We start from the raw sequence: 25,134 nt of genomic DNA on the forward strand, positions 1-25,134 counted from the left end.
TGCTCAACCGAGCCGCGCCGCCAGTCCTCCCGTGCACCGCACTTCATCCCCCGCCGTGATCAGCAGGGCCTCCACCCCTGGCAGGGCCTCCAGCCACCGCAGCCCCTGCCGCGAACCCATCGCGAAGGCCGCCGTCGCCCAGCAGTCCGCCCAGGTCAGCTCGGGGGCCACCACCGTCACGGCCACCAGGTCCGTCACCGCGGAGCGGCCCGTGCGGGGGTCGACGATATGGGTGCCGCGTTCCGCCGTGCCGGAGGTGGCCACCGCCAGTTCGGTCAGGCCGGCAGCGGAGATGACCGCCGCCAGGCCGCCGGGGCGCAAGGGGTCGGAGATGCCGACCCGCCAAGGGCGCTGCGGACCCGGCACGCCCAGGAGCTGCACGTCGCCGCCGCCGTTCACGCTCACGCCCGTCACACCGGCGACGTCCGCCAGACGGCGGGCCGCTCGTTCCACCGACCAGCCCTTGACGATGCCGGTCGGGTCGAGGCGGCCCTCGTACGTCGTACTGAACCAGCCCTCGCTGAGCCGCTCCGCCTCGGCGCCCAGGTCGAGGACCTCGGCGACCTCCGGGGCACAGTCGTCGACCGTCAGCTCGCCGCACGCCAGCCGGGAGATCTGGCTGTCGTCGCGGTACGTGCTGAACACCTCGTCGACCCGGCGCAGCCCGGCGACCGCCTCTTCCAGCGCCGACCGCACGGCACCGGGGTCCCCGCCGCGGACGTCAAAGGAGAAGACCGTCCCCATGACCTCCTCCGCATGACGTACCGCGGCGGGAGCTTGTGTCGGTTCCGCCACCGTGTCAGCCACCGGCCTGGTCCAGTGCGGCCTGGAGCGATTCCTTGTAGCCGGCGCTGGTGTAGGTGGCGCCGGAGACCGCGTCGATGTCGGCGCTGCCGGCGGCCACGGCCGCCTGGTTGAGCTTGGGTACGGCGTTGGCGGTGATCTGGTCGCTCCGGCCGCCCTTGGGGGCCTGGATCGTCTCGGCCTTGGTGATCTTCCCGCCGCTGACGATGATCCGGACCTGGACCGGCCCGTACTGGGTCTGCGCGACGCTGCCGTTGACGGTGGTGGCCTGGGCGCCGCCGGAATCCTGCGAACCGGACCCCTGCGAACCGGACTCCTGCGAACCGGACCCCTGCGAGGAGCCGGAGCTCGCCTTCGCCTTGTCGATCGCCGACTGGAGGGACTCCTTGTAGCCGGCGCTGGTGTAGGTGGCGCCGGAGACCGCGTCGATGTCGGCGCTGGCGGCGGCCACGGCCGCCTGGTTGAGCTTGGGCACGGCGTTGGCGGTGATCTGGTCGCTCCGGCCGCCCTTGGGGGCCTGGACGGCCTCCGCCTGGGTGATCTTGCCGTTGCTCATGGTCAGCCGCACCTGCACGGCCCCGTACTGGGTCTGCGCCGCGTCACCGGTGACCGTGCCGGACCCGGCCGCCTGGGCGCCGCCCTGGGGCGAGGCCGCCGCCGGGGGTGCCGCGCCGCCCGCCGCCTGCGCGGACCCCGGGTCGGACGCCGGCTTCAGCGACAGCAGCAGCACGATCCCGGACACGGTGGCGGCACCCGCCAGCACAACCCGCCGGATGGGGTGACTCTTCCTCATGGCTTCTACAGCTCCTGAAGTCTTTAAGTCCCGTCGCTCACATCTCGAACGACTCGTGATGGATGCGGCGGGCAGGCACACCCGCGCCGCGCAGTGCTTCGTAGACGGACTGTGCGAAGCCGGCCGGCCCGCACATGAACACGTCGTGCTTGTCGATGTCCGGCAGCTTCTGCCGCAGCCGGTCCGCCGAGATGTCCGGCCGCTCGCCGTCCGGGCTGTTGACCGCGTACATCAGCCGGGCGCCGCGCTCGTCGGCGATCGCCGCGAGCTCGTCCCACAGCGCCAGGTCCTGGGTGCTGTTGGCCCGGTAGAGCAGGGTGATGTCGCCGGCCGCCCCCGGCAGCGTCTCGAACAGGGCCCGCATCGGCGTGATGCCGACCCCGCCCGCCACCAGCAGCACCTTGCCCCGGCTGCGGCGCTGGGCGGTCATGGCGCCGTACGGGCCCTCGGCCCACACCTTGGTGCCGGGCCTGAGGTCGCGCAGCCGGGAGGTGTGGTCGCCGATCGCCTTGACCGTGATCCGCAGCATGTCGGGGCGGGGCGCCGCCGACAGCGAGTACGGATGCGAGCTGAACCGCATGCCCGGCGCCTTGAACCGCCACCGGAAGAACTGGCCCGCCTGCGCCCCCATGCGGTGCAGCTTGCGCCCGCCGATCAGCACCGACACGATGCCCGGCGTCTCCTCGATGACCGCCTCGACGTACATCCGGTGCCGCAGGTTGAGGCGGATCGGGGTGAGCACCCGGTACCAGAGCACCGCCGCGGTCACGGCCCCGTACAGCCCGTACCAGAAGGTCTTCGCGGCGGGCTGGACGGCGAACTCGTTGCCGGTGGTGATCTGGTGCCAGAACGTCAGGTACACCGCCGCGTACGTCAGCAGGTGCACGTGGTACCAGGAGTCGTACGGGATCCGGCGGCGGATGCCCCCGATCGAGATGAACGCGATGAGGAACAGCAGGCCGGTGCCGATGGCCGCCTTGCCCATGTCGGGCAGGGTGTTGACCGAGTCGATCGTCTGCTGGACGACGTCGCCGAGCGTCTTGCCGGCCTGGAGCGCGTACCCCCACATGGTGAGGAAGACATGCGCGATGACCAGGCAGACCGTGTAGCGGCCGCTCATCGCGTGCCAGCGTGCGACCCGGTCCGAGCCGACCCGCCGCTCCAGCGCGGGCACCCGCGCCATCTGGAGCACCACGAGCGCCATCAGATAGCCGGCGAGCAGACCGGTGATCCGGCCCGCGGCGAGGATCTTGGCCGTGTTGTCCGCGAGGGACGGCGTGTTGTCCCACCACAGCCACAGCACCGCCGCCGCGCCCGCCCATAGGGCGACGACCAGCGGAACGGCCGGGGAGCGGCGCGGTCGGATGCGGCGCAGCGTCTGGCGTCGAGCGGCACGGCCGCCCGCGAGCGTGGTGGTCACGGTTCCTCCGGGAACGGGAGCAAGGGGGGTGGCGTGGTCCCTTGGCCCAGAGATACGTGCGAGGAGGGCGGTGTGTTCAGTGGTGCGCGCTCAGTACCTGGTGATCGCCGTCGGCCCGTTCGCCGTCCCGATCGCGATGTGCGGTCTGCGCCGCGGATCGGCCCATGTGAGGATCCGCCGCATGGCGTCCCGCGACACCGACACACACCCGGCCGTCGCCCCGCGTCCCTTCACATGGAGGAAGATCCCGGCCCCGCGCCCCTTCACCGGGCGGTCGTAGTTGAAGCCGATGACGAGGGCGTGCGCGTACAGCGCGCCGTAGGAGACGAGGTGCTCGGACTCGGCGGCCCGGCAGTCGCGGGCCCGCGGTTCGCTCCACCGGTTGTACGCGCGGGAGTCGTTGTCCTGGCACCACCAGGAGTTCCTGTGGACACGGCGGTACTTGTACGTCGTCCCGCGCGGCGCCGTCTCGATGCCGAAGGCGTACGGCAGCCCGTACAGCCCCGTCGGCGTCGTGTTCGTGCCCTGCTTGCGCCGGCCGCCCTCGGCGAGCCCCTTCGCGCCGAAGCGGGCCCGCGCCGAACCGGTCTTCACCCAGCGCCCGTCGGCCCGGTCCCACCACGTGACCGTCCCCGAGGTCGAGCCGGCCTTCGGCGCGACCGCGGTGATCAGCTGGGTGCCGCCCCCGGTGTCGGCCATCCTCGCGGGCAGCGGCTTCGGCGGCGCACCGCCGGGCGCGGCGCCGAGGGCGAGGAGGGATGCGGACGCGAGGGCGACGACACCGGGGCGCATGCCTCAGACGCTAGACGGCGGCAGCGGCAACGGCAGCCCGGGTAGGCCATCCAGGCTGGTCGCGATGTACTCCTTCTTGGCGAAGTACGCGCTGAGCGAGTCGTCGTCCTCCCGGGCGAACCGCTTGCCGTGCAGGTCGCGGTCCTCGTCGTACGTCATCAGGGGCACCGCGTACCCGCAGGAGTCGCGAATGACTTCGGCCCGCACCACGATGATCGCGCGCAGGCCGTGCCGGGAGGTGTCGATGTCGGGGAAATGGCCGAGCAGCTCCTGGAACCGCGGGTCGTCCCGGAAGACGGCCTCGCCGCGGCCGTGCACCCGGACGATGTTGGGCGGGCCCTGGAAGGCGCACCACATCAGGGTGATCCGGCCGTTCTCCCGCAGATGCGCGACCGTCTCGGCGTTGGAGCCGGCGAAGTCGAGGTAGGCCAGGGTGAGTTCGTCGAGGACGGCGAACGAACCCCGCAGCCCCTTGGGGGAGAGGTTGACCGTGCCGTCGGCGGCCAGGGGAGCGGTCGCGGTGAAGAAGAGCGGCTGCTCTTCGATGAACGTGCGGAGCCTGCCGTCTATGCGTTCGTAAGTCTTTCCCACGTCTACCGAGTATGGACGCGGGTCGTTCGTTTGTCTAAGGAATTACCGGGTGTCCTTCGGGTGACCAGGGCCGCCCCGGCCGGCGTGCCAACAGGGCGGCCCTGGATACCTGTCACGTCACTGGGTGAGCGTGCAGGCGGCGAACGCCTCCAGTCCCTCGGGCTTCTCGGCCGCGCGGCCGATGGCGGTCTCGATGCGGTTGAGGGCGGCGACGCGCTTGTCCTCCAGGGGGCCGAGGATGGCGTTCTGGACGAAGTTGGGTCCGCCCTGGCCGACGGTGTCGACGAGGCGCTGGTTGGCCTCGTCGATCTGGGTCTGGAGCTGGGCGAGGTTGCGGTCGACCTCGGCCTGCGCGGACGCCGGTACGGCGGGCAGCTGGCCGGTGACGTCCGGGCAGGCGATCGAGCCGACACCGGCGTTCCCCGCGTTGCCCCCGCCGTTTCCGGCGTTCCCCGCGTCGTTCCCGCTCTCCTCGCCCGCGGCGCCGCCCGCCTCGTCCTCGGCCGCCTCGGTCGGCGTGGCCTCGGCCTCGCCCGCACCGGCCCCCGCCTCCTCGCCGGCCCCGGCCTCCTCGCCCGCGCCCGCCGCCGCGCCGCCGTCGGCGTTGAGGCTGCAGGCGGCGAACGCCTCCAGGCCCTCGGGCTTCTCGGCCGCGCGGCCGATGGCGGTCTCGATGCGGTTGAGGGCGGCGACGCGCTTGTCCTCCAGGGGGCCGAGGATGGCGTTCTGGACGAAGTTGGGTCCGCCCTGGCCGACGGTGTCGACGAGGCGCTGGTTGGCCTCGTCGATCTGGGTCTGGAGCTGGGCGAGGTTGCGGTCGACCTCGGCCTGCGCGGACGCCGGGACCGCCGGCAGCTGGCCGGTGACGTCCGGGCACGAGATGGTGCCGGGACCGGCCAGGGTGCGGGCGTTCGTGTCGCTGCTCCGGGACGTCTCCCCGGCGAGCGCGAAGCCCGCGATCACCGTGCCGGACAGCGCCACCGCGGCGGCGCCGCCGATGAACGCGACGCGACGCTTGTTGTACTTCGGAAGAGCCCTGGACATGCGGATGCCTCACTCGGGTTCGGGTGTCGTCGTTTACGAACGCGGCGCCTGCGTTCGGCGAGAGGTACGGGTAAGCGGTTTCCCGCGTTCAAAGAGTGCTCGGATTTCCGTCACCGCGAGCCCGGATTGACGAATCATGCAGAACTCTGCATACTCATGCACGTCGACAGTGGTGAGTGCGTGCACTGGCCTGACGACCGCCTCCCCGTTCACGCCACGGGGAGGCGGTGCCACACCCGGACCCTCCCGAGGAGCACAGCGAGTGAGCAGCAACAGCGGTGACGTACGGCTCTGGGGCGGCCGTTTCGCCGACGGTCCCGCCGAGGCCCTGGCGAAGCTGTCGGCCTCCGTCCACTTCGACTGGCGGCTGGCGCCGTACGACATCGCCGGCTCCCGCGCCCACGCGCGCGTGCTGCACAAGGCGGGACTCCTCACCGCGGACGAGCTGCAGCGCATGATCGCCGGGCTCGACCGGCTCGAAGCCGACGTGGCCTCGGGCGACTTCGTCGGCACGATCGCCGACGAGGACGTCCACACCGCGCTGGAGCGGGGCCTGCTGGAGCGCCTCGGCCCGGACCTCGGCGGCAAGCTGCGCGCGGGCCGCTCCCGCAACGACCAGGTCGCCACCCTCTTCCGGATGTACCTGCGCGACCACGCCCGCGTCATCGGCGGTCTGATCGCCGACCTCCAGGACGCGCTGATCGGCCTCGCGGAGGCCCATCCGGACGTGGCCATGCCCGGCCGCACCCACCTCCAGCACGCCCAGCCGGTGCTCTTCGCCCACCACGTCCTGGCGCACGTCCAGTCCCTGTCCCGGGACGCCGAGCGGCTGCGCCAGTGGGACGAGCGCACGGCGGTCTCCCCGTACGGCTCGGGCGCCCTGGCAGGTTCCTCCCTCGGCCTGGACCCGGAGGCGGTGGCCAAGGACCTCGGCTTCGAGCACGGGTCGGCCGGCAACTCGATCGACGGCACGGCGTCGCGTGACTTCGTCGCCGAGTTCGCCTTCATCACCGCGATGATCGGGGTGAACCTCTCCCGGATCGCCGAGGAGGTCATCATCTGGAACACGAAGGAGTTCTCCTTCGTGACCCTGCACGACGCGTTCTCCACGGGCTCGTCGATCATGCCGCAGAAGAAGAACCCGGACATCGCGGAGCTGGCCCGCGGCAAGTCGGGGCGCCTGATCGGCAATCTGACCGGGCTCCTGGCCACGCTCAAGGCGCTGCCCCTCGCCTACAACCGCGACCTCCAGGAGGACAAGGAGCCGGTCTTCGACTCCTGTGACCAACTGGAGATCCTGCTCCCCGCCTTCACCGGCATGATGGCCACCCTCACCGTCAACCGCGAGCGCATGGAGGAACTGGCCCCCGCCGGCTTCTCCCTGGCCACCGACATCGCCGAGTGGCTGGTCAAGCAGGGCGTCCCCTTCCGTGTCGCGCACGAGGTCGCCGGCGAGTGCGTGAAGGTCGCCGAAGCCGAGGGCAAGGAGCTGGACGACCTGACGGACGAGCAGTTCGCGAAGATCTCGGCCCACTTGACGCCGGACGTGCGGACGGTCCTCAACGTGCCGGGGGCGCTGGCGTCGCGGAACGGCCGGGGAGGTACGGCCCCGAGCGCGGTCGCGATCCAGCTGGCCGAGGTGAAGCGGGACGTGGCGGCTCAGCACGAGTGGGCCGACGCCAAGAAGCAGGGCTGACAGGCACCGCCCTCAAGCCCTCGGGCGAAGGTCATCACGGGTTACGTTGGTCGCAAGCCGTACCGGAACCGACCGAACGGAGCCCGCGATGCCCTTCGCCCGACTGGCAACAGCGACGACACCCACCTGCCACATCGGCCTCGGCCTCGCCGCGATCGGTCGCCCCGGCTACATCAACCTCGGCCGGGACCAGGACCTCGGGGACAACCGCGGCGTCGAGACGCTGCGCACCCGCACCCACGAACTCCTCGACGCCGCCTACGCCCAGGGCGTCCGCTACTTCGACGCGGCCCGCTCCTACGGCCGCTCCGAGGAGTTCCTCGCCGACTGGCTGAGCACCCGCCCCGATCTCGACGACGTGGTCATCGGCAGCAAATGGGGCTACACCTACACCGCCGGCTGGACCACCGACGCCGAGAAGCACGAGGTCAAGGACCACAGCCTGCAGGCGTACGAGCGTCAGCGCGCCGAGTCCGACGCCCTGCTCGGCGACCGGCTCGACCTCTACCAGATCCACTCGGTGACCCCGGACAGCCCCGCCCTCACCGACAAGGACCTGCACGCGAGGCTCGCCGAAGCCGCCGCCCAGGGCCTCACCGTCGGCTTCTCCACCAGCGGCCCCGCCCAGGCCGACGCCATCCGCGCCGCCCTCGCCGTGACCGTCGACGGCGAGCCGCTCTTCCGCACCGTGCAGTCGACGTACAACGCCCTGGAGACCTCGGCCGCCCCCGCCCTCGCCGAGGCCCACGAGGCCGGGCTCACGGTGATCGTCAAGGAGGGCATGGCCAACGGCCGCCTCGCGGACCCGTACGCGCCGGACGCGCTGAAGTCGGTGGCCGAGGAGACGTCCCTGGGCTGTGACGCCGTGGCCCTCGCGCTGATCCTGCGCCAGCCCTGGGCCGGTGTGGTCCTGTCCGGCGCCGCGACGACCGTACAGCTCGCGTCCAACCTGCACGCCGCCGTCGTCGACCTCGACGAGGAGCAGGTGGAGCGGCTCGCGTCGCTCGTGGAGGAACCGGGCGCGTACTGGGAGCGGCGCGGGCAACTGCCCTGGCACTGAGACACCTCCCGTGGAAGGGGTTGTGAGCTCTGTACGCCTTGAATGAGACATGAATGTCTCACATGGGCTATGGTTGTCTCATGGCCGTCGGCCGTGACCACGTACTGCGCACCGCCGCAGCCCTGCTGACCCGCAAATCCACCGCGACCATGGACGAGGTCGCCAAGGCGGCCGGGATCAGCCGGGCCACGCTGCACCGGCAGTTCGCCGGGCGGGACGCTCTCGTCCGGGCGCTGGAGACGCTCGGCATCGCCGAATGCGAGGCGGCGGTGGAGGCGGCGCGGCTGGACGAGGGGCCGGCACGTGACGCCGTACGACGTCTCGTCCGCGAGATCGAGTCCGCCGCCGGTCTGCTCGCCTTCCTCTACACCGAGAACCAGCTGTTCGAGGGCGAGGAACAGAACGAGGGCTGGTCGAGGATCGACGGTCGTATCGCCGCGCTGTTCCGGCGCGGCCAGGAGAACGGCGAGTTCCGGATCGATCTCACGCCCGTGTGGCTGACCGAGGCCCTGTTCGGGCTGCTCGCCTCCGGCGCCTGGGTCGTGCAGAGCGGCAAGGTCGCCCCCAACGACTTCCACTACATGACCGTCGAGCTGCTGCTCGGCGGCGCGCTCAGAAGAGAGGAATCATGACCAGCACCCTGCAGCCCGCGACCACGACCGAGGCGGTGACCAAGCGCCCCGGCCGTTGGCTGGCGCTGTCCGTCCTCGTGCTCGCCGTGCTGCTGGTGGCCGTCGACGCGACCGTCCTCGGTCTCGCGACCCCCTATATCAGCGAGGACCTGAAGCCCTCCGGCACCCAGCTCCTGTGGATCGGCGACGTCTACTCCTTCGTGATCGCCGGACTGCTCGTGTCCATGGGCAGCCTCGGCGACCGCATCGGCCGCAAGCGGATCCTGCTCGTCGGCGCCACGGCGTTCGGCGCGATATCCGTCCTCAACGCCTATGCGACGACACCGGAGACGATGATCGTCGCCCGGGCCCTGCTCGGTGTCGCGGGCGCGACCCTGATGCCCGCGACCCTCGCCCTGATCCGCAACCTCTTCCACGACCCGCGCGAACGCAGCCTCGCCGTCGGCATCTGGGGCGCCACCGCCTCCGCCGGTACGGCCGTCGGCCCCATCGTCGGCGGCTTCCTGCTCGAGCACTTCTGGTGGGGCTCGGTCTTCCTGATCAACCTGCCGGTGATGGCGGTCCTGGTCCTCGTCGGCAGCAAGCTGCTCCCCGAGTCGCGCAACCCCGACCCCGGCCCCTGGGACATGATCAGCGTCGCCCTGTCGCTCGTCGGCATGATCGGCGTCGTCTACGCGGTCAAGGAAGCGGCCGCACACGGCTTCACCTGGACCACCCTCACCGCCGGCCTGCTGGGTGCGGCCGCGCTGTACGGCTTCGTCCGCCGCCAGCTCACGCTGCCGACCCCGCTGCTGGACATGCGGCTGTTCCGCAGCCGTGGCTTCAGCGGCGCGGTGCTGGCCGACCTGCTGACCATCCTGGGCCTGTCCGGCCTGGTGTTCTTCCTCTCCCAGTTCCTGCAACTCGTGCAGGGCAGGGGCCCGTTGGAGGCGGGCCTGGCCGAACTGCCCGCCGCGATCGGTGCGGTGGCGGCCGGCCTGATCGCCGGCCGCGCGGCCCGCCGCTTCTCGGTACGGGCCGTGGTCTCCGGCGGCCTCGCGGCGATCGGCCTCGCCCTGGCGGTGCTGACGGTGATCGACCGCTCGACGGGGTACCCCGTGCTGGGTGCGGCCCTGCTGGTGGTCGGCGTCGGCGCGGGCTTCTCGTTCACGGTGACCTCGGACGTGATCCTGTCCTCGGTTCCGAAGGAACAGGCGGGCGCGGCGTCGGCGGCGTCGGAGACGGCGTACGAGCTGGGCGCGGCGCTCGGCATCGCCGTACTGGGTTCCATCGTGACGGGCGTGTACCGCGACTTCACGGGCCCGGCGGGCACTCCGGCCGAGGCCCACGAATCGCTGGGCGGCGCGGTGGAGGCGGCGGCGGGGATGCCGGCGCAGCCGGCGGGGGCGATGCTGGAGGCGGCGCGGAGTTCCTTCGTGGACGGCCTGGCACTCGCGTCGGGCGTCGGAGCCGCGGTGTTGCTCGCTGCGGCACTGGCAGCATGGTTCCTCCTCCGCGACCAACGGCTCGACAACGCCGTGTAGGGGCGCGGGGAACTGCGCGACCAGCCACGGATGACCCGCAGCCGCCGTCGCACAGAAACCGCCCCCCACCATGGGCTTTAAGCCCCTTTTCGCCCCCACCTGATGCCCTTGGGCCATGACCAAACAACTCGAAGAAGCCCTCTTCGAAGTCAAGCGAGTCATAGTCGGCCAGGACCGCATGGTGGAGCGCATGTTCACCGCGGTCCTGGCCAGAGGCCACTGCCTCCTGGAGGGCGTGCCGGGCGTCGCCAAGACGCTCGCCGCGAAGACCCTCGCGAAGGTCGCCGGCGGCCGTTTCGCCCGGCTCCAGTTCACTCCGGACCTCGTCCCTTCCGACATCACCGGCACCCGGATCTACCGCCCCTCCCAGGAGGCGTTCGACATCGAGCCGGGCCCGGTGATCGCCAACGTCGTCCTCGCCGACGAGATCAACCGCGCCCCGGCCAAGGTGCAGTCCGCACTGCTGGAGGTGATGGGCGAGCACCAGGTCTCCATCGGCGGCACGACCCTCCCCGTCCCCGAGCCCTTCCTCGTCCTGGCCACCCAGAACCCGATCGAGTCCGAGGGCGTCTACCGCCTGCCCGAGGCCCAGCGCGACCGCTTCCTGCTCAAGGTGGAGGTCCCCGCCCCCACCGAACTGGAGGAGCTGGCCATCCTCTACCGGATGAGCGTCGACCCGCCCAGCCCGCGCCGGATCCTCACCCCCGAGCGGCTGGTCGCGCTCCAGCGCCGCGCGGACGAGGTGTTCGTCCACCACGCCGTCGCCGAGTACGCCGTACGGCTGGTCATCGCGAGCCGTGAACTCGCCGGTCCGGAAAGCCGGTTGGCGCACGGCGCCGGGCCGCGCGCGACGCTCGGCCTGGTCGCCGCCGCCCGTGCGCTGGCGCTGCTGCGCGGCCGGGGCTACGTCCTTCCCGAGGACGTGGGCGACCTGGCGCACGAGGTCATCGCGCACCGCCTGGTGCTCTCCTTCGACGCGCTCGCCGACGGCGTCGCCCCCGGCGAGATCGTCGACGAGGTGCTGGCCGCCGTGCAGCGGCCCCGGATCAGCCCGCGCCAGGCCGCCGAGGAGGCCGTCGCATGACCCCCACCCTGAGCCAACTCACCCCCGAACAGGCGTTGAAGCACCTGGAGTTGCTCTTCTCCCGGCATCCGCACGGCCTCCTCCAGGGCGACCACTCCTCCCTGCTGCCCGGCGCCGGCAGCGAGGTCTCGGAGACCCGGCCGTACGTCATCGGCGACGACGTCCGCCGGATGGACTGGAACGCCACCGCCCGCACCACCGTCCCGCACGTCCGCCTCACCCTCGCCGACCGGGAACTCACCACCTGGATCGTGCTGGACGCCTCCGCGAGCATGGACTTCGGCACCGCCCGGATGGAGAAGCGGGACCTCGCGGTGGGCGCGGCGTCGGCCGTCGCGTTCCTCACCGAGCGGGCCGGCAACCGGCTGGGCGCGCAGCTCACGGGGCCGTATGGCATCCGGCGCATCCCGCCCCGCACCGGGCGTCGGCATCTGCTGACGATCCTGCGCGCCGCCCTCGACCGGCCGCGCGTCGCACCCGGCGTCCCCGAGCACACCCTCGCCGACGCCCTGCGCGCCCTGCGGGTGCTGCCCGCGCCCGGCCTCGTCGCGGTCGTCTCCGACTTCCTGGAGACCGGCTGGGAACGGCCCCTGCGCACCGTGGCCCAGCGCCACCAGGTCCTCGCCGTCGAGACCGTCGACCCGCGGGAGCTGGAGCTGCCCGACGTCGGGATGCTCACCGTCGTCGACCCGGAGACCGGACGCCGGCGCGAGGTCCCCACCCACGCCCGGCGGCTGCGCGAGCGCTACGCCGCAGCCGCGCTGGAGCAGCGGGCCCTGATCAAGCGGTCCATCCGCCGCGCGGGCGCCGCGCACCTCAGGCTGCGGACCGACCGGGACTGGGTGCGGGACGTCGTGCGGTACGTCGAGGACCAGCGGCGCCGGGCGGGCGGCGGTGCCGCGTGATGCCCACCCGGGCGGGAGAGGAGGGGCCATGAACCTGCGTTCGCCGGGTTGGCTGCTGCTTCTGATACCCCTCGCCGTGCTGATCGCGGCCTATGTGCTGACGCAGCGCAGGCGGGGCCGCTACGCCGTCCGCTTCACCAACCTCGACCTGCTGGACAAGGTGGCCCCCACCCGGCCCGGCTGGCGCAAGCACCTGCCCGCCGGGGCCTTCTGCGCCACCCTCGCCCTGCTGGTGGTCGGCTTCGCCCGGCCCACCGCCGACGTCCAGGTGCCGCGCGAGCGGGCCACCATCATGGTCGCCTTCGACGTCTCCGGTTCCATGGAGGCCACCGACGTCGAACCCACCCGCATGGCGGCCGCCCAGCGCGCCGCCCTGAGGTTCGTCGACCGGCTGCCCGAGCGGTTCAACGTCGGGCTCGTGCCGTTCAGCGGCACCACCACGGTCGCCGTCCCGCCGACCACCGACCGCGAGGTGCTGCGCCGGGCCATCGAGATGCTCACCCCCGGCCAGGCCACGGCCATCGGCGACGCGGTCATCGCCTCGCGCGACGCGATCCGGCGCCTCGACCGGCAGGCCGAGACCGATCCGCCGCCCGCCCATGTCGTCCTGCTCTCCGACGGAGCCAACACCGCCGGCCGCTCGGTGGAGTCGGCGGCCGAGGAGATCGCCGCCGACCGCATCCCGGTCTCCACCATCGCCTACGGCACCGAGGACGGGATCGTCGAGCTGCCGGGCGGCAACGTCCTGCGGGTCCCCGTCGACGGCCCCGCCCTGGAGGACCTGGCCGACCGCACCGGCGGCGACTACCACGAGGCCGCCTCCGGAGAGGAGCTGGAGGCCGTGTACGAGGACATCGGCAGCTCCGTCGGCCATCGCACCGAGGAACGCGAGATCTGGCAGTGGTTCGTGGCCGGCGGGCTCGTCACCGCGCTGCTGGCGGCCGCGATGTCGCTGCTGTGGTTCTCGCGGCTGCCGTGAGCCCACTGACCGACGCACCGACCTGACCGACCGAGGAGCAAGGACAGTGACCGACGCACAGCATCCCGGCTCGCCCACGCCCCCGGCCTCGGCCGACCCGACCCACCCGCGCGGCCGTGCGGAACCGACGAGCCCGAGCCCTCTGGGCGACTCGCCCGGCCCGGACGCGGCCGACCCGACCCACCCGCGCGGCCGTGCGGAACCGACGAGCCCGAGCCCTCTGGGCGACTCGCCCGGCCCGGACGCGGCCGACCCGACCCACCCGCGCGGCCGTGCGGAACCGACGAGCCCGAGCCCTCTGGGCGACTCGCCCGGCCCGGACGCGGCCGACCCGACCCACCCGCGCGGCCGTGCGGAACCGACGAGCCCGAGTCCCCTGGGCGACTCGCCCGGCCCGGACGCGGCCGCCCCACCGGCCCACACCGCCGCGGGCCACCATGGCCTCGGGAAACCCCGTGGTCCCTCCTTCCTGCCCGGCCGGCGCCCCGACCCCCTCGTCCCGCCACCCGCGACACGCGCCGCACCCTCCCCGCCCGCCGCTCACATCGCCCCGCAGCCTGCGGGGCCTCGCCCACCACGCGCCAACCGCACCGGCCGCCCCCTGATCACCATGATTCTGGCCGCCGTCCTCGCCGGCGGAGCCGCCGGATACGCGGCCGGCGCTCTCGGCGACGACGACCCCACCGCCCCGGCCGCCTCCCGCGCCCCCGGCGATCTGGAGACCGTGGCCGCGCAGGTCCTGCCCAGCGTGGTCTCCGTCCGGACCGGCGAGGGGCAGGGCTCCGGGTTCGTCTTCGACGAGCGGGGCAGAATCCTCACCAACGCCCATGTCGTGGCCGGGAGTTCGCAGGTGTCCGTGGAACTGCAGGACGGTCGCCGGCTGAGCGCGCAGGTGATCGGCGACGACCCCGCGCACGACGTGGCCGTACTGGAACCCGAGACCTCGCGCGGGCTGCGGGCCGCCGAACTCGCCACCGGCGCCCGGCCCGCCGTCGGCGACACCGTCCTCGCCATCGGCTCCCCGCTCGGCCTCAGCGGCACCGTCACCTCGGGCATCGTCAGCGCCCTCGACCGCTCCGTGCGCCTCGGCGACGACGGCGGCCGGCGTCCCGCCCTGCAGACCGACGCCTCGATCAACCCCGGCAACTCCGGCGGACCGCTGGTCGACGACGAGGGACGGGTCATCGGCATCAACACGGCCATCGCGACGTTGGACCAGCAGAGGGCCGGCTCCATCGGCATCGGCTTCGCCATCCCCGTGGCCGACGCGGCGGCCGCCGCCCGCACCATCATCGACGGAGGATGACAGGGGGCAGATCATGCGACTGCTCGTGGTCGAGGACGAGGAGGACCTGGTCGTCGCGCTCCGGGTCGGGCTGGTCAGGGGCGGCTACGCGGTCGACGTCGCCCCGGACGTCGACACCGCCACCGAGAAGCTCGCCGTCAACGACTACGACCTCGTGCTGCTGGACCTGAACCTCCCCGACGGCGACGGCTTCCAGATCTGCCGCGCCATCCGCGCCACCCCCGGCGGCCCCCGCATCCTGATGCTGACCGCCCGCGACCGCCTCGCCGACCGGGTCCGCGGCCTCGACGAGGGCGCCGACGACTACCTCGTCAAACCCTTCGCCCTGCCCGAACTCCTCGCCCGCATCCGCGCGCTGCTGCGCCGCGAGGACGGCGGCACGGCGGTCGTGGAGGTCGGCGAACTCCGGCTGGACACCGCCCGCTTCGAGGCCCACCGCGGCGCCCGCCGGCTCCCGCTCACCCCCAAGGAGTTCGCCGTCCTGCACTACCTGATGACCCGCCCGGGCCGTGTCGTCCCCGCCGAGGAACTCCTCGAGCACGTCTGGGACGAGCACGCCGACCCGTTCACCAACACCGTGCGCGTCACGGTCGGCTCCCTGCGCCGCAAGGTCACCGGGGAGGAGGAGCCGCTGATCGAGACGGTGATACGGCAGGGCTACCGGCTGAAGGAGACGCCATGAAGCCGCCCTCGCCGAAGCCGCTGAAGCGGATCCGGTTCCCCGCCTTCACCCACACCATCCGCTTCCGCCTCACCGTCCTGTACTCGGGTCTGCTGTTCGTCCTGACCGCCCTGGTCCTCGGCGGCACCTACCTCGCCGTGGAACGCAGCAGCGAAGCGCATCCCGTCACCAAGCAGTTCTCCGTGACGAAGATCGTGAACGGACAGGAGGTGGGCGAGTTCGACGCGGTCAAGGTCGCCGAGGTCGAGGCCGCCGTCAACTACGAGACCCTCGCCAACCTGCGCCGCTTCTCCTTCGCCGTCCTCGGCGGTGTCGCGGCCGCCAGCCTCGCCCTGGGCTGGATCCTCTCCGGCCGCGCCCTGCGCCCCGTGCGCGAGATCTCCCGCACGGCCGCCGAGATCCAGGCCACCGACCTCTCCCAGCGCATCCGGCTGCGGGGCCCGAAGGACGAGCTGCGCGACCTCGCCGACACCGTCGACTCCATGCTCGACCGGCTCGACGAGGCCTTCCACGCCCAGCGCCAGCTCATCGACGACGCCTCGCACGAACTGCGCAGTCCGCTCGCCATCATCCGCGCCAACCTGGACGCCGTACTGACCGCCGAGGACTCCGACGAGGAGGAGCGCCGCACGGCGGCCCGCAGCGTCGACCGTGCGACCACCCGGATGACCCGGCTCGTCGAGGACCTCCTCGCCACCGCCCGCCGCAACGCGCCCGCCCTCGCCGACACCGACGTCGACCTGGCCGCCGCGGCCGACGAGGCGTGCGAGGAGTTCACGCCGCTCGCCACCGGCCGACGGCTCACCCTGCGCCGCCGCCTCTCACCCGGCCTCACCGTCATCGGCGACCACGACGCCCTGCGCCGGGCCGTCGGCAACCTGCTCTCCAACGCCGTACGCCTCGCCCCGCCCGGCACGGTGATCACGGTCGCCGCGGGCCGCTCCGGCTCCTGGCTCTGGGTGTCCGTACAGGACGAGGGCCCGGGCATCCTCGACGACGACCAGTCCCGCGTCTTCGACCGGTTCTGGCGAGCGAAGGCGAACGGCGGCCACCGCGACCGGCACGCGGGCCTTGGCCTGGCGATCGTCCGCCAGATCGTGGAGTCGCACGGCGGTCAGGTGCGGCTGTTCTCGAAGGTGGGGGAGGGCTCGACGTTCGTCCTGTGGCTGCCGGCCCCGGGCGCGGAACACACGAACGGCGGGCCACCCGATGGGCGACCCGCCGGGTGAGCCGGTGCTACGCCGCTTCCTTGGCCTTGCTCGCGTACATGTCCACGTACTCCTGCCCCGACAGCTGCATGACCTCGGCCATCACCGAGTCGGTCACCGCCCGCAGCACGTAGCGGTCCCGGTCCATCCCCTCGTACCGGGAGAACTCCATCGCCTCACCGAACCGCACCGTCACCTTGCGCGGCCGCGGCATGCCCGCCCCGCCCGGCTGGATCTTGTCCGTGCCGATCATGGCGAAGGGCACGACCGGCGCCCCGGTCATCAGCGTCAGACGAGCGATGCCGGTACGGCCCCGGTACAGCCGTCCGTCGGGGGAGCGGGTGCCCTCGGGGTAGATGCCGAAGACCTTGCCCTCCTCCAGGATCCGGCGCCCGGTCATCAGCGCCGCCACCCCGCCCCGGCCGCCGTCCCGGTCCACCGGGATCATGCCGACGCCCGTGAAGAACCAGGCCATCGCACGGCCCTTGAAGCCCTTGCCGGTGACGTACTCGTCCTTGCCGATGAAGAAGACCTGCCGGTCGCAGACCAGCGGCAGGATCATCGAGTCGATGAACGTGAGGTGGTTGCCGGCCAGGATGACCGGGCCGTCGCCCGGGATGTGCTCAGCGCCCTCCACCTGCGGGCGGAACATCAGGCGCATGATCGGTCCGAGCACTGCCTTGATGAGCGCGAAGCGGGACAACGGGCCCTCCGGTGTCAAGGGATTCGTATAAGTCTGTGCAGGTGAGGACGATACTCGCGGTCCCCGGGGTCCCGCACATCGGGTGCGCCGACTTCACCGAGGTCTTACTCGCTGTTGACGCACGTTTACCTGCGGTGACGCGCTGTGGGGTGCCCGTAACGCGGTGGCAACGATGTGACGGACATCGCTCGGACATCGCTCGCGCGCCCTCTCCCATACGACATCAGGTGTCACCCGCGAGTTCCGCACCAGGTCTCCCTTCTGTCATGCACCCGCACCTACGATCGGCCCGCATCGATGAGGAGAAGGCAGGAAGGGCGTTCATGGGAACCCAGGAGAACGAGCAGACGGCCGGAACCGGACGGCGGATGCTTCTCGGCGCGGCGGTGCTCGGGGCGGGCAGCGCGGTCCTCGGGCTGTCCGGCACGGCGCGGGCAGCGGAGACCCGGCACGGAGGCGGTGGCATGAAGAGCCTGCCCAAGCCGACGATCATCGGCCATCGCGGCGCCAGCGGCTACCGCCCCGAGCACACCCTCGGCTCCTACCAGCTGGCCCTCGACATGGGCGCCGACATCGTCGAGGCGGGCGACCTGGTGCCCACCAAGGACGGCCACCTGGTGTGCCGGCACGAGCCGGAGATCGGCGGCACCACGGACGTCGCGGACCACCCCGAGTTCGCCGACCGCAAGACGACGAAGGTCCTCGACGGCGTCTCCGTCACCGGCTGGTTCACCGAGGACTTCACGCTCGCCGAGCTGAAGACCCTGCGCGCGGTCGAGCGCATCCCGGCCAACCGCCCGCACAACACCCTCTACGACGGCCGCTGGGAGATCCCCACCTTCGAGGAGGTCCTGCGCTGGCAGGACGAGCAGACCCGCAGGTGCGGCAGGCAGGTCTGGATCTACCCCGAGCTCAAGCACCCCACCTACTTCCGCAAGCAGGGCCTCGCCCTGGAGGAGCGGATCGCCAAGGTGCTGCACAAGCACGGCAAGGACCGGCGCAACGCTCCGGTCATCATCCAGTCCTTCGAGCCGACCAGCATCCAGCGCCTGAACAAGCTGGTCGACAACCCGCTGGTGGTGCTGCTCTCCGGCGCGACCTCCCGCCCCTGGGACTTCGTCGAGACGGGTGACCCGCGCACCGTCGCCGACCTGATCAAGCCGGCCGGCCTGCGTGAGATCGCCTCCTACGCCCAGGGCATCGGCTGCACCCTGGACCTGATCATCCCGAAGGACGCGGACGGCAACCTCACCACGCCCACCACGCTGGTGGCCGACGCGCACAAGGTCGGCCTGATCCTGCACCCCTGGACGCTGCGCAACGAGAACCCCTTCCTCCCCGCGAACTTCCGCAAGGGCACCGACGAGGACGCCTACGGCAACGTCTTCGGCGCCTACCAGGCGTACTTCGCGACCGGGATCGACGGCGTCTTCACCGACCAGCCCGACACGGGCGTGCTGGCCCGCGAGGACTTCGTCAACGGCTGAGACCCGCGCCCCGGTTGGGGTGACCGTCGGCCGCCCGGGCAACCTCGCGCCCGGGCGGCCGCGTCGTGCCGCATATGACGCACGACCTGGTTGCCGCCCTGCGCCCGCTGCTCGTCGCGGAGGCCGCCGCCGAGGCCCCCGCCTCCGGAGCGGAGCCGGGCGACCTGGAACAGGCGGTCTGGCTGCGCCTCCTCGAACGCCTCCAGTCCGACGGCCCGCCCGTGGACCCACAGCGCTGGCTGCGCGGCGCCGTCCGCTCCGAGGCCCGCCGAAGCCGCCGTACGACGCGCCGCGAACGGCCGTACGACAGCGAGCCCGCCGCCGACACCGACCGCCACGACCCGGAACTCCTCGCCCTCGCCGCCGCCCGCCGGCACGCCCTGCGCGAAGCGGTGCGCCGCCTGCCCGGGCGCTGCCCGCGTCTCGTGGCGGCCCTGCTCTCCCCGGAGGACCTGACATACCGGGAAATCGCGGGGGAGTTGGGTATCTCACAGGGCAGTCTCGGCCCGGAACGTTCCAGATGCCTGGGATGTCTGCGCCGATTGCTCACACCGGAGGTTGCGGCACGCAGTGCGCGGGGATAGGAGTGAGGGACAACAGGCGATCAGGTGAGCGGGAGGCGTGCGCACATGGGCATGAGCGTGACCATCTCGGCGGCGACCGAGCAGGACGCGGAGCAGATCTTCAGGCTTCAGTACCTGTGCTTCCAGAGCGAAGCGGCGCTGTACGGCAATTACCGCATCGACCCGCTGGTCCAAACCCTGGACTCGGTCCGCGCGGAGGTCGCCGCGGACTGCGTCTTCGTGGCCCGGCTGGGCGAGGAGGTGGTCGGCTCCGTGCGCGGCAGCATCACCGACGACGGCTCGGCCGCCATCGGCAAGCTCTGCGTCCACCCCCGCCTCCAGGGCCACGGCATCGGCGCCCGCCTCCTGCGCGCCGCCGAGTCGGCCCTCACCGAACAGCGCGGCGCCACCAGGTTCCGCCTGGAGGCGGGCCACCGCAGCGAGGGCAACCTGCGCCTCTACCGCAAGGTGGGCTACGAGGCGGTGGGCACGTCGAAGGGCGCGGACGGGGTGCCGATGGTCGTCCTGGAGAAGACGGCGGGGACGTACGCCACTACGGCGTGACGGTTCGTGCCCTGCGCAGCCAGTACAGGGCCGACAGCGGCAGCAGTACGGGGATGAACAGGTACCCCATGCCGTAGTCGGACCACACGGTCGCGTCGGGGAACGCCGAGGGCTCCACCAGGGTCCAGGTGCCGACGACCAGAACGCCCGCGAGTTCGGCGGCGCAGCACACCAGCGCCGCCTTGCGGGCTCTTTCGCCACCCCTGACAAGGGTGTACGTGATGAACCCGTAGACCAGACCCGCGACCGCCGACAGCGAATAGGCGAGCGGCGCCCGGTCGAACTCCGTGGCGATCTGGTACGCCGAGCGCGACACGGCACCGACGACCATCACGCCGTACAGCCAGACGAGCAGCATCCCCGGCCCGCTGATCAGCCGCGTCGGCTTCTGCCGGGTCGCCGCCACCTCAGCCTCCCCAGATGTCATAGAGCCGCACCTCCAGCACGGCCAGCACCACACCGCCGGCGGCGACCGTCACCGAACCCCACTTGGACCGCTCGGCCAGCGACATGAAGCCCGCGGCCGGGACGCACGCGAACGCGCCCAGCAGGTACGCCACGAAGATCGTTGTGCCCTGCTCCGGCTTCTCGCCCCGCGCCAGCAGCACGATCCCGGCCACCAACTGCACCAGGGCCAGCACCGTCACCACGGCCATCCCGATGAAGTGCCAGTCCTTCGTCGGCTGGTCACGGTACGCCGCCCAGCCGCACCACGCGGCGAGCAGCAGCGCGGCGACCCCGGTCACCAGCGTCAGGGCATCAAACATGCGGCGAGCCTATTACGGCCCAAAAGGCCTGATGCGGCCGCCCCCGGAGCGCCCCGTAGGGTCGGGGCCATGAAGATCCGTGCACAAGCCCTCCTGTTCGACAACGACGGCACCCTCGTCTCCTCCCTCGACTCCGTGGACCGCTGCTGGGCGCGCTGGGCCGAGGAGTACGGCATCACGGAGGAGTACGCCAGGGTCGAGCTGCACGGTCGCCCGGCCGTCGACATAGTCGCCGAGCTGCTGCCCGCCGACGTCGTGCCGGAGGCCCTCGCCCGGATCGAGACCCTGGAGGTCGAGGACGTACCCAACGGCGGCGTGCACCTGCTGCCCGGCACCAAGGCGTTCCTCGACCCGCTGCCCGCCGACCGCTGGGCCGTCGTCACCTCGGCCACCCGCCGCCTCGCCGAGGCCCGGCTCGACGCCGTCGGCATCCTCCCCAAGACGATGGTCACCGCCGACGACATCACCCGCGGCAAGCCCGACCCCGAGCCCTACCTCCTCGCCGCCCGCGAACTCGGCGTCGACCCGGCCCACTGTGTGGTCTTCGAGGACGCCCCCGCCGGTCTCACGGCCGGCCGTGCCGCCGGAATGACCACCGTGGCGTTGACCACAACCCACCAGGCCCGCGAGCTGGACGCCGACCTCGTCGTCAAGGACCTGTCGGCCCTGTCCGCGCTGGTCATGGACGGGGGCGTGGAGATCTCCGTCCGCGACTGAGGGCCGTCCGCCGCCTGTCCACCGCTGTCCAGCATGCGGACAGCGGCGGCAGGTAAGGACCGTACGTCTGGTTTACTGATCGCATGACCACGACGAGCTGCCGCACCTTTGCGACCGAGGCGACCATGACGCCCGGTGCTCGTCGTATGTGTCGAATGTGCGCCTTCTAGAGGGCCCCTGCACCACTTTTGAGCCTCGCGCCCCGAAGCGAGCCGCCGTGGGCTGTCCGTACGCCGTTTCGCGTACGTGACCACGCCGCCCCGCGCACATCTTTCTCCCGTACCAGGGCACACCCACGCCCGCGTACTCGACAGTGACGGAAACCCCAGTGATCACCACATCGGGCCTGACCAAGATCTACCGCTCACGCGGCCGCCAGGTCACCGCCCTCGACGGCGTCGATCTGCACGTCCGCGAAGGCGAGGTGTACGGCGTCATCGGCCAGTCCGGCGCCGGCAAGTCCTCGCTCATCCGCTGCGTCAACCTGCTGGAGCGCCCCACCTCCGGGACGGTCACCGTCGCCGGACAGGACCTCACCGCCCTGGCCGGCCGCGGACCCCGGGCCGGCAAGGAGCTGCGCCGGGCGCGCAGCCGTATCGGCATGGTCTTCCAGCACTTCAACCTGCTGTCCTCCCGCACGGTCCAGGACAACGTCGAGCTCCCGCTGGAGATCCTCGGCAAGTCGGGCAAGGAGCGGTCGGGCAAGGCGCTCGAACTGCTCGACCTCGTCGGACTCGCCGACAAGGCCAAGGCCTACCCCGCCCAGCTCTCCGGCGGCCAGAAGCAGCGCGTCGGCATCGCCCGCGCGCTGGCCGGCGACCCCAAGGTGCTGCTCTCCGACGAGGCCACCAGCGCCCTCGACCCGGAGACCACCCGCTCCATCCTCCAACTGCTGCGCGACCTCAACCGGCAGCTCGGCCTGACCGTCCTGCTCATCACCCACGAGATGGACGTCGTGAAGTCGATCTGCGACTCGGCCGCGCTCATGGAGCAGGGCCGCATCGTCGAGTCCGGCACGGTCAGCGAACTGCTCGCGACCCCCGGCTCCCAACTGGCCTCCGCGCTCTTCCCCGTGAGCGGCGAGACCTCCGGCGCCGACCGCACCGTCGTCGACGTCACCTTCCACGGCGAGACCGCCACCCAGCCGGTCGTCTCCCAGCTCTCGCGCACCTACAACATCGACATATCGATCCTCGGTGCCGCCATCGACACCGTCGGCGGCCTCCAGGTCGGCCGCATGCGCATCGAACTGCCCGGCCGCTACGAGGACAACGTCGTGCCGATCGGCTTCCTGCGCGAACAGGGCCTGCAGATCGACGTACTGGGCCAGGAGCCCGTTCTGCTGAAGGAAGGTGCCCGGCTGTGACCCGGACTGACTGGTCTGCGATGCGGCCCCTGCTGGAGCAGGCGTGTTGGGACACCCTCTACATGGTCGGATGGTCCACCGTCATCGCCGTCGTCGGCGGTCTCCCGCTCGGTATCCTCCTCGTCCTCACCGACAAGGGCGGCCTGCTCCAGAACGTCCTCGCCAACAAGGTCATCGGGCAGATCGTGAACGTCGCCCGGTCGATGCCGTTCATCATCCTGATGGTCGCGCTGATGAGCTTCACGCGCTGGGTCACCGGCACGACCATCGGCCGTGAGGCCGCCATCGTGCCGCTCGCCATCGGCGCGATCCCGTTCTTCGCCCGCCTCGTCGAGACGGCTGTCCGCGAAGTGGACGCCGGGCTCGTCGAGGCCGTGCAGTCGATGGGCGGCAACACCTGGACCGTCGTGCGCAAGGTCCTCGTACCCGAGTCGCTGCCGTCCCTCATCGCCGGCACCACGACCACGATCGTCGCCCTCATCGGCTACTCGGCCATGGCCGGCACGGTCGGCGCCGGCGGCCTCGGCGACATCGCCATCCGCTACGGCTACCAGCGCTTCGACACCGAGCTGATGTGGCTCACCGTCGCGATCCTCGCCGTCGTCATCTCCCTCATCCAGTTCGCCGGCGACTACGCGGCCCGCTCCCTGCACCGCCGCGGCGGACGCTCGGGCCCGGCGCCGAAGCTGCGACTGCTGAAGGCGTCGACGGCCACCGGCAAGACCGCCTAGGTCCCTCTGAACTCCCCGAACACCCATGTCGGGGTCGCACCACCCCTTAGGAAAGGCACTTTTCGTGCGTAACACCGCCAAGATCACCACTGCCGCCCTCGCCGTCGGAGCCCTCACCCTCGGGCTCACCGCGTGCGGCGCGGACCAGGACTCCGGCTCCTCCGGCGCGAGCGCCCCGCTGACGGTCGCCGCGACGCCCACCCCGCAGGGCGAGATCCTCACCTACATCAAGGACGAGCTCGCGAAGAAGGCCGGCCTCGACCTCGAGGTCAAGGAGTTCACCGACTACGTGACGCCGAACACGGCCGTCCAGCAGGGTGAGGTCGACGCCAACTACTTCCAGCACCAGCCCTACCTGGACGACTTCAACAAGAAGAACGGCACCGACATCGTCGCCGTGCCGAACGCCACCGTGCACCTGGAGCCGCTCGGCGTGTACTCCCAGGGCGTCAAGAAGCTCACGGACCTGGCCAAGGGCGCCACGGTCGCCCTGCCGAACGACACCACCAACGAGGCCCGCGCGCTGAAGCTGCTCGAATCCAACGGTGTGATCGAGCTCAAGGCGGGCGTCGGCTACGACGCGACCCCCAAGGACATCGCCTCCAACCCCAAGAACCTCCAGTTCAAGGAGCTTGAGGCGGCCCAGCTGCCGCGCTCCCTCGGCGACGTCGACGCCGCCGTCATCAACGGCAACTACGCCCTGGAGGCCGACCTCAGCCCCGCGGAGAACGCCATCGCCGCCGAGTCGCCCAAGGACAACCCGTACGGCAACTTCCTCGCCGTGAAGAAGGGCGACGAGGACGACCCGCGCGTCCAGAAGCTCGCCGGGCTGCTGACCTCGCCCGAGGTGAAGAAGTTCATCGAGGACACGTACGACGGCGCGGTCGTCGCGGCGTTCTGACCCGTCATCCTCATCCGACGGTGCGTATACCGCGTATCGCCACGCACGGGGTCCACTCGCTCACTTGGTGTGGACCCCGTGGTGCGGTTCAGTGCTTTCATGCTGCATGCTGGGCAGTTCAGCAGGCCCTGAAGGTTTCCGAAGGTTACGGAGCGGCGCATGACTAGCACCTTCCCCAACATCTCCATCAGCACGGAGCGGTTGGTGCTGCGCCCCCTCGACGAGGACGACGTGCCCGCACTGGCCGAGATGATGAACGACGAGCAGGTCGGCGCCTGGACCGACGTCCCCCAGCCCTTCACCGAGGACGGCGCCCGCACCTGGATCACCGAGTACGCCCCCACCGAGCGGCAGGCGGGCCGCGGGCTCGACCTCGCCGTCACCGAGTTCCTCACCCAGCGCCTCGTCGGCGTCGTCCAGCTCGCCAAGACGAACTGGCACGTGCGGTCGACGGAGCTGTCGTACATCGTCGCCCCCTGGGCCCGCGGCGAGGGCTACGCCTCCGAGGCCGCCCTGGCCACCGCCCAATGGCTGTTCAGCGACCAGAAGTTCGAACGCATCGAGCTGCGCACGGCCGCCGACAACACCGCCTCGCAGCAGGTCGCCCAGAAGATCGGCTGTATCAGCGAGGGCGTCCTGCGCAACGCGTGCATAGCGCACGTCCGCACCGAGGACGGCACCTGGACCGACCTGCGCACCGACTTCATCGTCTGGAGCCTCCTCCCGGAGGACCTCGACGGCGCCGGGGAGCAACTCGCCGACACCGGCGGCTTCACCTCGTTCGGCGAATGGAACTGACGGGAGTCGAACCCCCGG

Annotated in this window: 27 protein-coding genes; 18 read left to right on the forward strand and 9 right to left on the reverse strand. The window is 71.6% G+C overall.

The window, feature by feature from the left end:
• Positions 1-3: 3 nt before the first annotated feature.
• From IM697_RS14705 to IM697_RS14730, 6 genes are all read right to left on the reverse strand, one after another.
• Positions 4-807 carry an FAD:protein FMN transferase gene (locus IM697_RS14705; RefSeq protein ID WP_228044672.1) on the reverse strand — a complete coding sequence of 268 codons (804 nt, stop codon included), beginning with the start codon at positions 805-807 and terminating at the stop codon, positions 4-6.
• Complete coding sequence (locus IM697_RS14710) at positions 800-1,597, reverse strand: FMN-binding protein (RefSeq protein ID WP_194048136.1); 798 nt, start codon at positions 1,595-1,597, stop codon at positions 800-802. The genes IM697_RS14705 and IM697_RS14710 overlap by 8 nt, the downstream gene beginning before the upstream one ends.
• Before the next feature lie 37 nt (positions 1,598-1,634).
• Entirely contained in the window at positions 1,635-3,017 is a 1,383-nt protein-coding gene (locus IM697_RS14715) for a ferredoxin reductase family protein (RefSeq protein WP_194048137.1), read from the reverse strand.
• Between the two features lie 90 nt (positions 3,018-3,107).
• Positions 3,108-3,809, reverse strand: coding sequence for a L,D-transpeptidase family protein (locus IM697_RS14720; protein WP_194048138.1), 702 nt, complete (start codon positions 3,807-3,809; stop codon positions 3,108-3,110).
• Between the two features lie 3 nt (positions 3,810-3,812).
• On the reverse strand, positions 3,813-4,400 hold the full coding sequence (locus IM697_RS14725) for a pyridoxamine 5'-phosphate oxidase family protein (protein ID WP_194048139.1): 588 nt from the start codon (positions 4,398-4,400) through the stop codon (positions 3,813-3,815).
• A 117-nt stretch (positions 4,401-4,517) separates the two neighbouring features.
• Positions 4,518-5,444 carry a hypothetical protein gene (locus tag IM697_RS14730; RefSeq protein WP_194048140.1) on the reverse strand — a complete coding sequence of 309 codons (927 nt, stop codon included), beginning with the start codon at positions 5,442-5,444 and terminating at the stop codon, positions 4,518-4,520.
• Positions 5,445-5,706: 262 nt separating this feature from the next.
• On the opposite strand from IM697_RS14730, the gene argH reads away from it, so the two are divergent.
• From argH to IM697_RS14780, 10 genes are all read left to right on the forward strand, one after another.
• Complete coding sequence (gene argH / locus IM697_RS14735; protein WP_194048141.1) at positions 5,707-7,140, forward strand: argininosuccinate lyase; 1,434 nt, start codon at positions 5,707-5,709, stop codon at positions 7,138-7,140.
• 88 nt (positions 7,141-7,228) lie between these two features.
• Complete coding sequence (locus tag IM697_RS14740) at positions 7,229-8,200, forward strand: aldo/keto reductase (RefSeq protein WP_194048142.1); 972 nt, start codon at positions 7,229-7,231, stop codon at positions 8,198-8,200.
• 80 nt (positions 8,201-8,280) lie between these two features.
• Positions 8,281-8,832 (forward strand): TetR/AcrR family transcriptional regulator, encoded by a 552-nt coding sequence (locus IM697_RS14745; RefSeq protein ID WP_228044674.1) that lies wholly within the window; start codon positions 8,281-8,283, stop codon positions 8,830-8,832.
• Positions 8,829-10,355: an MFS transporter gene (locus IM697_RS14750; RefSeq protein ID WP_194048144.1), complete on the forward strand. Its 1,527-nt coding sequence runs from the start codon at positions 8,829-8,831 to the stop codon at positions 10,353-10,355. Before IM697_RS14745 ends, IM697_RS14750 begins: the two co-directional genes overlap by 4 nt.
• A gap of 115 nt (positions 10,356-10,470) precedes the next feature.
• A complete protein-coding gene (locus IM697_RS14755; protein WP_194048145.1) occupies positions 10,471-11,439 on the forward strand; it encodes an AAA family ATPase in 969 nt (322 codons plus the stop codon).
• Complete coding sequence (locus IM697_RS14760; protein WP_194048146.1) at positions 11,436-12,344, forward strand: DUF58 domain-containing protein; 909 nt, start codon at positions 11,436-11,438, stop codon at positions 12,342-12,344. Before IM697_RS14755 ends, IM697_RS14760 begins: the two co-directional genes overlap by 4 nt.
• Before the next feature lie 28 nt (positions 12,345-12,372).
• Positions 12,373-13,323 (forward strand): VWA domain-containing protein, encoded by a 951-nt coding sequence (locus IM697_RS14765; RefSeq protein WP_194048147.1) that lies wholly within the window; start codon positions 12,373-12,375, stop codon positions 13,321-13,323.
• Positions 13,324-13,369: 46 nt separating this feature from the next.
• Positions 13,370-14,629: a trypsin-like peptidase domain-containing protein gene (locus tag IM697_RS44610; protein WP_228044676.1), complete on the forward strand. Its 1,260-nt coding sequence runs from the start codon at positions 13,370-13,372 to the stop codon at positions 14,627-14,629.
• Positions 14,630-14,642: 13 nt separating this feature from the next.
• Positions 14,643-15,311, forward strand: a complete 669-nt coding sequence (locus tag IM697_RS14775) for a response regulator transcription factor (RefSeq protein WP_194048148.1) — start codon at positions 14,643-14,645, stop codon at positions 15,309-15,311.
• The gene (locus tag IM697_RS14780) at positions 15,308-16,540 is read left to right on the forward strand and encodes a sensor histidine kinase (RefSeq protein ID WP_194048149.1); all 1,233 of its coding nucleotides are present in this window, start codon (positions 15,308-15,310) and stop codon (positions 16,538-16,540) included. The genes IM697_RS14775 and IM697_RS14780 overlap by 4 nt, the downstream gene beginning before the upstream one ends.
• Positions 16,541-16,547: 7 nt before the next feature.
• On the opposite strand, the gene IM697_RS14785 is transcribed toward IM697_RS14780, so the two are convergent.
• Positions 16,548-17,222 (reverse strand): lysophospholipid acyltransferase family protein, encoded by a 675-nt coding sequence (locus IM697_RS14785; protein ID WP_194048150.1) that lies wholly within the window; start codon positions 17,220-17,222, stop codon positions 16,548-16,550.
• Between the two features lie 323 nt (positions 17,223-17,545).
• On the opposite strand from IM697_RS14785, the gene IM697_RS14790 reads away from it, so the two are divergent.
• The 3 genes from IM697_RS14790 to IM697_RS14800 all read left to right on the forward strand — a co-directional run bounded on the left by IM697_RS14790 (position 17,546) and on the right by IM697_RS14800 (position 19,836).
• Entirely contained in the window at positions 17,546-18,709 is a 1,164-nt protein-coding gene (locus IM697_RS14790) for a glycerophosphodiester phosphodiesterase (protein ID WP_194048151.1), read from the forward strand.
• 74 nt (positions 18,710-18,783) lie between these two features.
• The gene (locus IM697_RS14795; RefSeq protein ID WP_194048152.1) at positions 18,784-19,293 is read left to right on the forward strand and encodes an RNA polymerase sigma factor; all 510 of its coding nucleotides are present in this window, start codon (positions 18,784-18,786) and stop codon (positions 19,291-19,293) included.
• Between the two features lie 45 nt (positions 19,294-19,338).
• Complete coding sequence (locus IM697_RS14800; RefSeq protein WP_194048153.1) at positions 19,339-19,836, forward strand: GNAT family N-acetyltransferase; 498 nt, start codon at positions 19,339-19,341, stop codon at positions 19,834-19,836.
• Here the strand turns inward: IM697_RS14800 and IM697_RS14805 are convergent.
• Together IM697_RS14805 and IM697_RS14810 are read right to left on the reverse strand one after the other, a co-directional pair.
• On the reverse strand, positions 19,826-20,263 hold the full coding sequence (locus tag IM697_RS14805; protein ID WP_407699629.1) for a hypothetical protein: 438 nt from the start codon (positions 20,261-20,263) through the stop codon (positions 19,826-19,828). The two genes, IM697_RS14800 and IM697_RS14805, sit on opposite strands and share 11 nt — an antisense overlap.
• The gene (locus IM697_RS14810) at positions 20,244-20,603 is read right to left on the reverse strand and encodes a hypothetical protein (protein WP_194048154.1); all 360 of its coding nucleotides are present in this window, start codon (positions 20,601-20,603) and stop codon (positions 20,244-20,246) included. Before IM697_RS14810 ends, IM697_RS14805 begins: the two co-directional genes overlap by 20 nt.
• Positions 20,604-20,672: 69 nt before the next feature.
• Between IM697_RS14810 and IM697_RS14815 the strand changes: the two genes are divergently transcribed.
• The 5 genes from IM697_RS14815 (at position 20,673) to IM697_RS14835 (ending at position 25,116) form a co-directional block, all read left to right on the forward strand.
• Positions 20,673-21,320, forward strand: coding sequence for an HAD family hydrolase (locus tag IM697_RS14815; protein WP_194048155.1), 648 nt, complete (start codon positions 20,673-20,675; stop codon positions 21,318-21,320).
• Positions 21,321-21,648: 328 nt separating this feature from the next.
• The gene (locus IM697_RS14820) at positions 21,649-22,686 is read left to right on the forward strand and encodes a methionine ABC transporter ATP-binding protein (protein ID WP_194048156.1); all 1,038 of its coding nucleotides are present in this window, start codon (positions 21,649-21,651) and stop codon (positions 22,684-22,686) included.
• Between the two features lie 20 nt (positions 22,687-22,706).
• A complete protein-coding gene (locus IM697_RS14825) occupies positions 22,707-23,417 on the forward strand; it encodes a methionine ABC transporter permease (RefSeq protein ID WP_194049714.1) in 711 nt (236 codons plus the stop codon).
• 64 nt (positions 23,418-23,481) lie between these two features.
• The gene (locus IM697_RS14830; RefSeq protein ID WP_194048157.1) at positions 23,482-24,318 is read left to right on the forward strand and encodes a MetQ/NlpA family ABC transporter substrate-binding protein; all 837 of its coding nucleotides are present in this window, start codon (positions 23,482-23,484) and stop codon (positions 24,316-24,318) included.
• Positions 24,319-24,477: 159 nt separating this feature from the next.
• Positions 24,478-25,116: a GNAT family N-acetyltransferase gene (locus tag IM697_RS14835; RefSeq protein WP_194048158.1), complete on the forward strand. Its 639-nt coding sequence runs from the start codon at positions 24,478-24,480 to the stop codon at positions 25,114-25,116.
• The last annotated feature ends 18 nt before the right edge of the window (positions 25,117-25,134 follow it).

It is taken from the genome of Streptomyces ferrugineus (assembly GCF_015160855.1).
Lineage (GTDB): Bacteria > Actinomycetota > Actinomycetes > Streptomycetales > Streptomycetaceae > Streptomyces > Streptomyces ferrugineus.

Excerpts from the sequence above, each read along its gene's own strand:
- IM697_RS14790 (WP_194048151.1), top strand. The coding sequence starts at position 17,546 with ATGGGAACCCAGGAGAACGAGCAGACGGCCGGAACCGGACGGCGGATG.
- IM697_RS14805 (WP_407699629.1), bottom strand. The coding sequence starts at position 20,263 with ATGACATCTGGGGAGGCTGAGGTGGCGGCGACCCGGCAGAAGCCGACG.
- IM697_RS14775 (WP_194048148.1), top strand. The coding sequence starts at position 14,643 with ATGCGACTGCTCGTGGTCGAGGACGAGGAGGACCTGGTCGTCGCGCTC.
- IM697_RS14745 (WP_228044674.1), top strand. The coding sequence starts at position 8,281 with ATGGCCGTCGGCCGTGACCACGTACTGCGCACCGCCGCAGCCCTGCTG.
- IM697_RS14810 (WP_194048154.1), bottom strand. The coding sequence starts at position 20,603 with ATGTTTGATGCCCTGACGCTGGTGACCGGGGTCGCCGCGCTGCTGCTC.
- IM697_RS14760 (WP_194048146.1), top strand. The coding sequence starts at position 11,436 with ATGACCCCCACCCTGAGCCAACTCACCCCCGAACAGGCGTTGAAGCAC.
- IM697_RS14750 (WP_194048144.1), top strand. The coding sequence starts at position 8,829 with ATGACCAGCACCCTGCAGCCCGCGACCACGACCGAGGCGGTGACCAAG.
- IM697_RS14800 (WP_194048153.1), top strand. The coding sequence starts at position 19,339 with ATGGGCATGAGCGTGACCATCTCGGCGGCGACCGAGCAGGACGCGGAG.
- IM697_RS14825 (WP_194049714.1), top strand. The coding sequence starts at position 22,707 with ATGCGGCCCCTGCTGGAGCAGGCGTGTTGGGACACCCTCTACATGGTC.
- IM697_RS14710 (WP_194048136.1), bottom strand. The coding sequence starts at position 1,597 with ATGAGGAAGAGTCACCCCATCCGGCGGGTTGTGCTGGCGGGTGCCGCC.
- IM697_RS14780 (WP_194048149.1), top strand. The coding sequence starts at position 15,308 with ATGAAGCCGCCCTCGCCGAAGCCGCTGAAGCGGATCCGGTTCCCCGCC.
- IM697_RS14835 (WP_194048158.1), top strand. The coding sequence starts at position 24,478 with ATGACTAGCACCTTCCCCAACATCTCCATCAGCACGGAGCGGTTGGTG.
- IM697_RS14755 (WP_194048145.1), top strand. The coding sequence starts at position 10,471 with ATGACCAAACAACTCGAAGAAGCCCTCTTCGAAGTCAAGCGAGTCATA.
- IM697_RS14730 (WP_194048140.1), bottom strand. The coding sequence starts at position 5,444 with ATGTCCAGGGCTCTTCCGAAGTACAACAAGCGTCGCGTCGCGTTCATC.
- IM697_RS14720 (WP_194048138.1), bottom strand. The coding sequence starts at position 3,809 with ATGCGCCCCGGTGTCGTCGCCCTCGCGTCCGCATCCCTCCTCGCCCTC.
- IM697_RS14815 (WP_194048155.1), top strand. The coding sequence starts at position 20,673 with ATGAAGATCCGTGCACAAGCCCTCCTGTTCGACAACGACGGCACCCTC.
- IM697_RS14765 (WP_194048147.1), top strand. The coding sequence starts at position 12,373 with ATGAACCTGCGTTCGCCGGGTTGGCTGCTGCTTCTGATACCCCTCGCC.
- IM697_RS14795 (WP_194048152.1), top strand. The coding sequence starts at position 18,784 with ATGACGCACGACCTGGTTGCCGCCCTGCGCCCGCTGCTCGTCGCGGAG.
- IM697_RS14740 (WP_194048142.1), top strand. The coding sequence starts at position 7,229 with ATGCCCTTCGCCCGACTGGCAACAGCGACGACACCCACCTGCCACATC.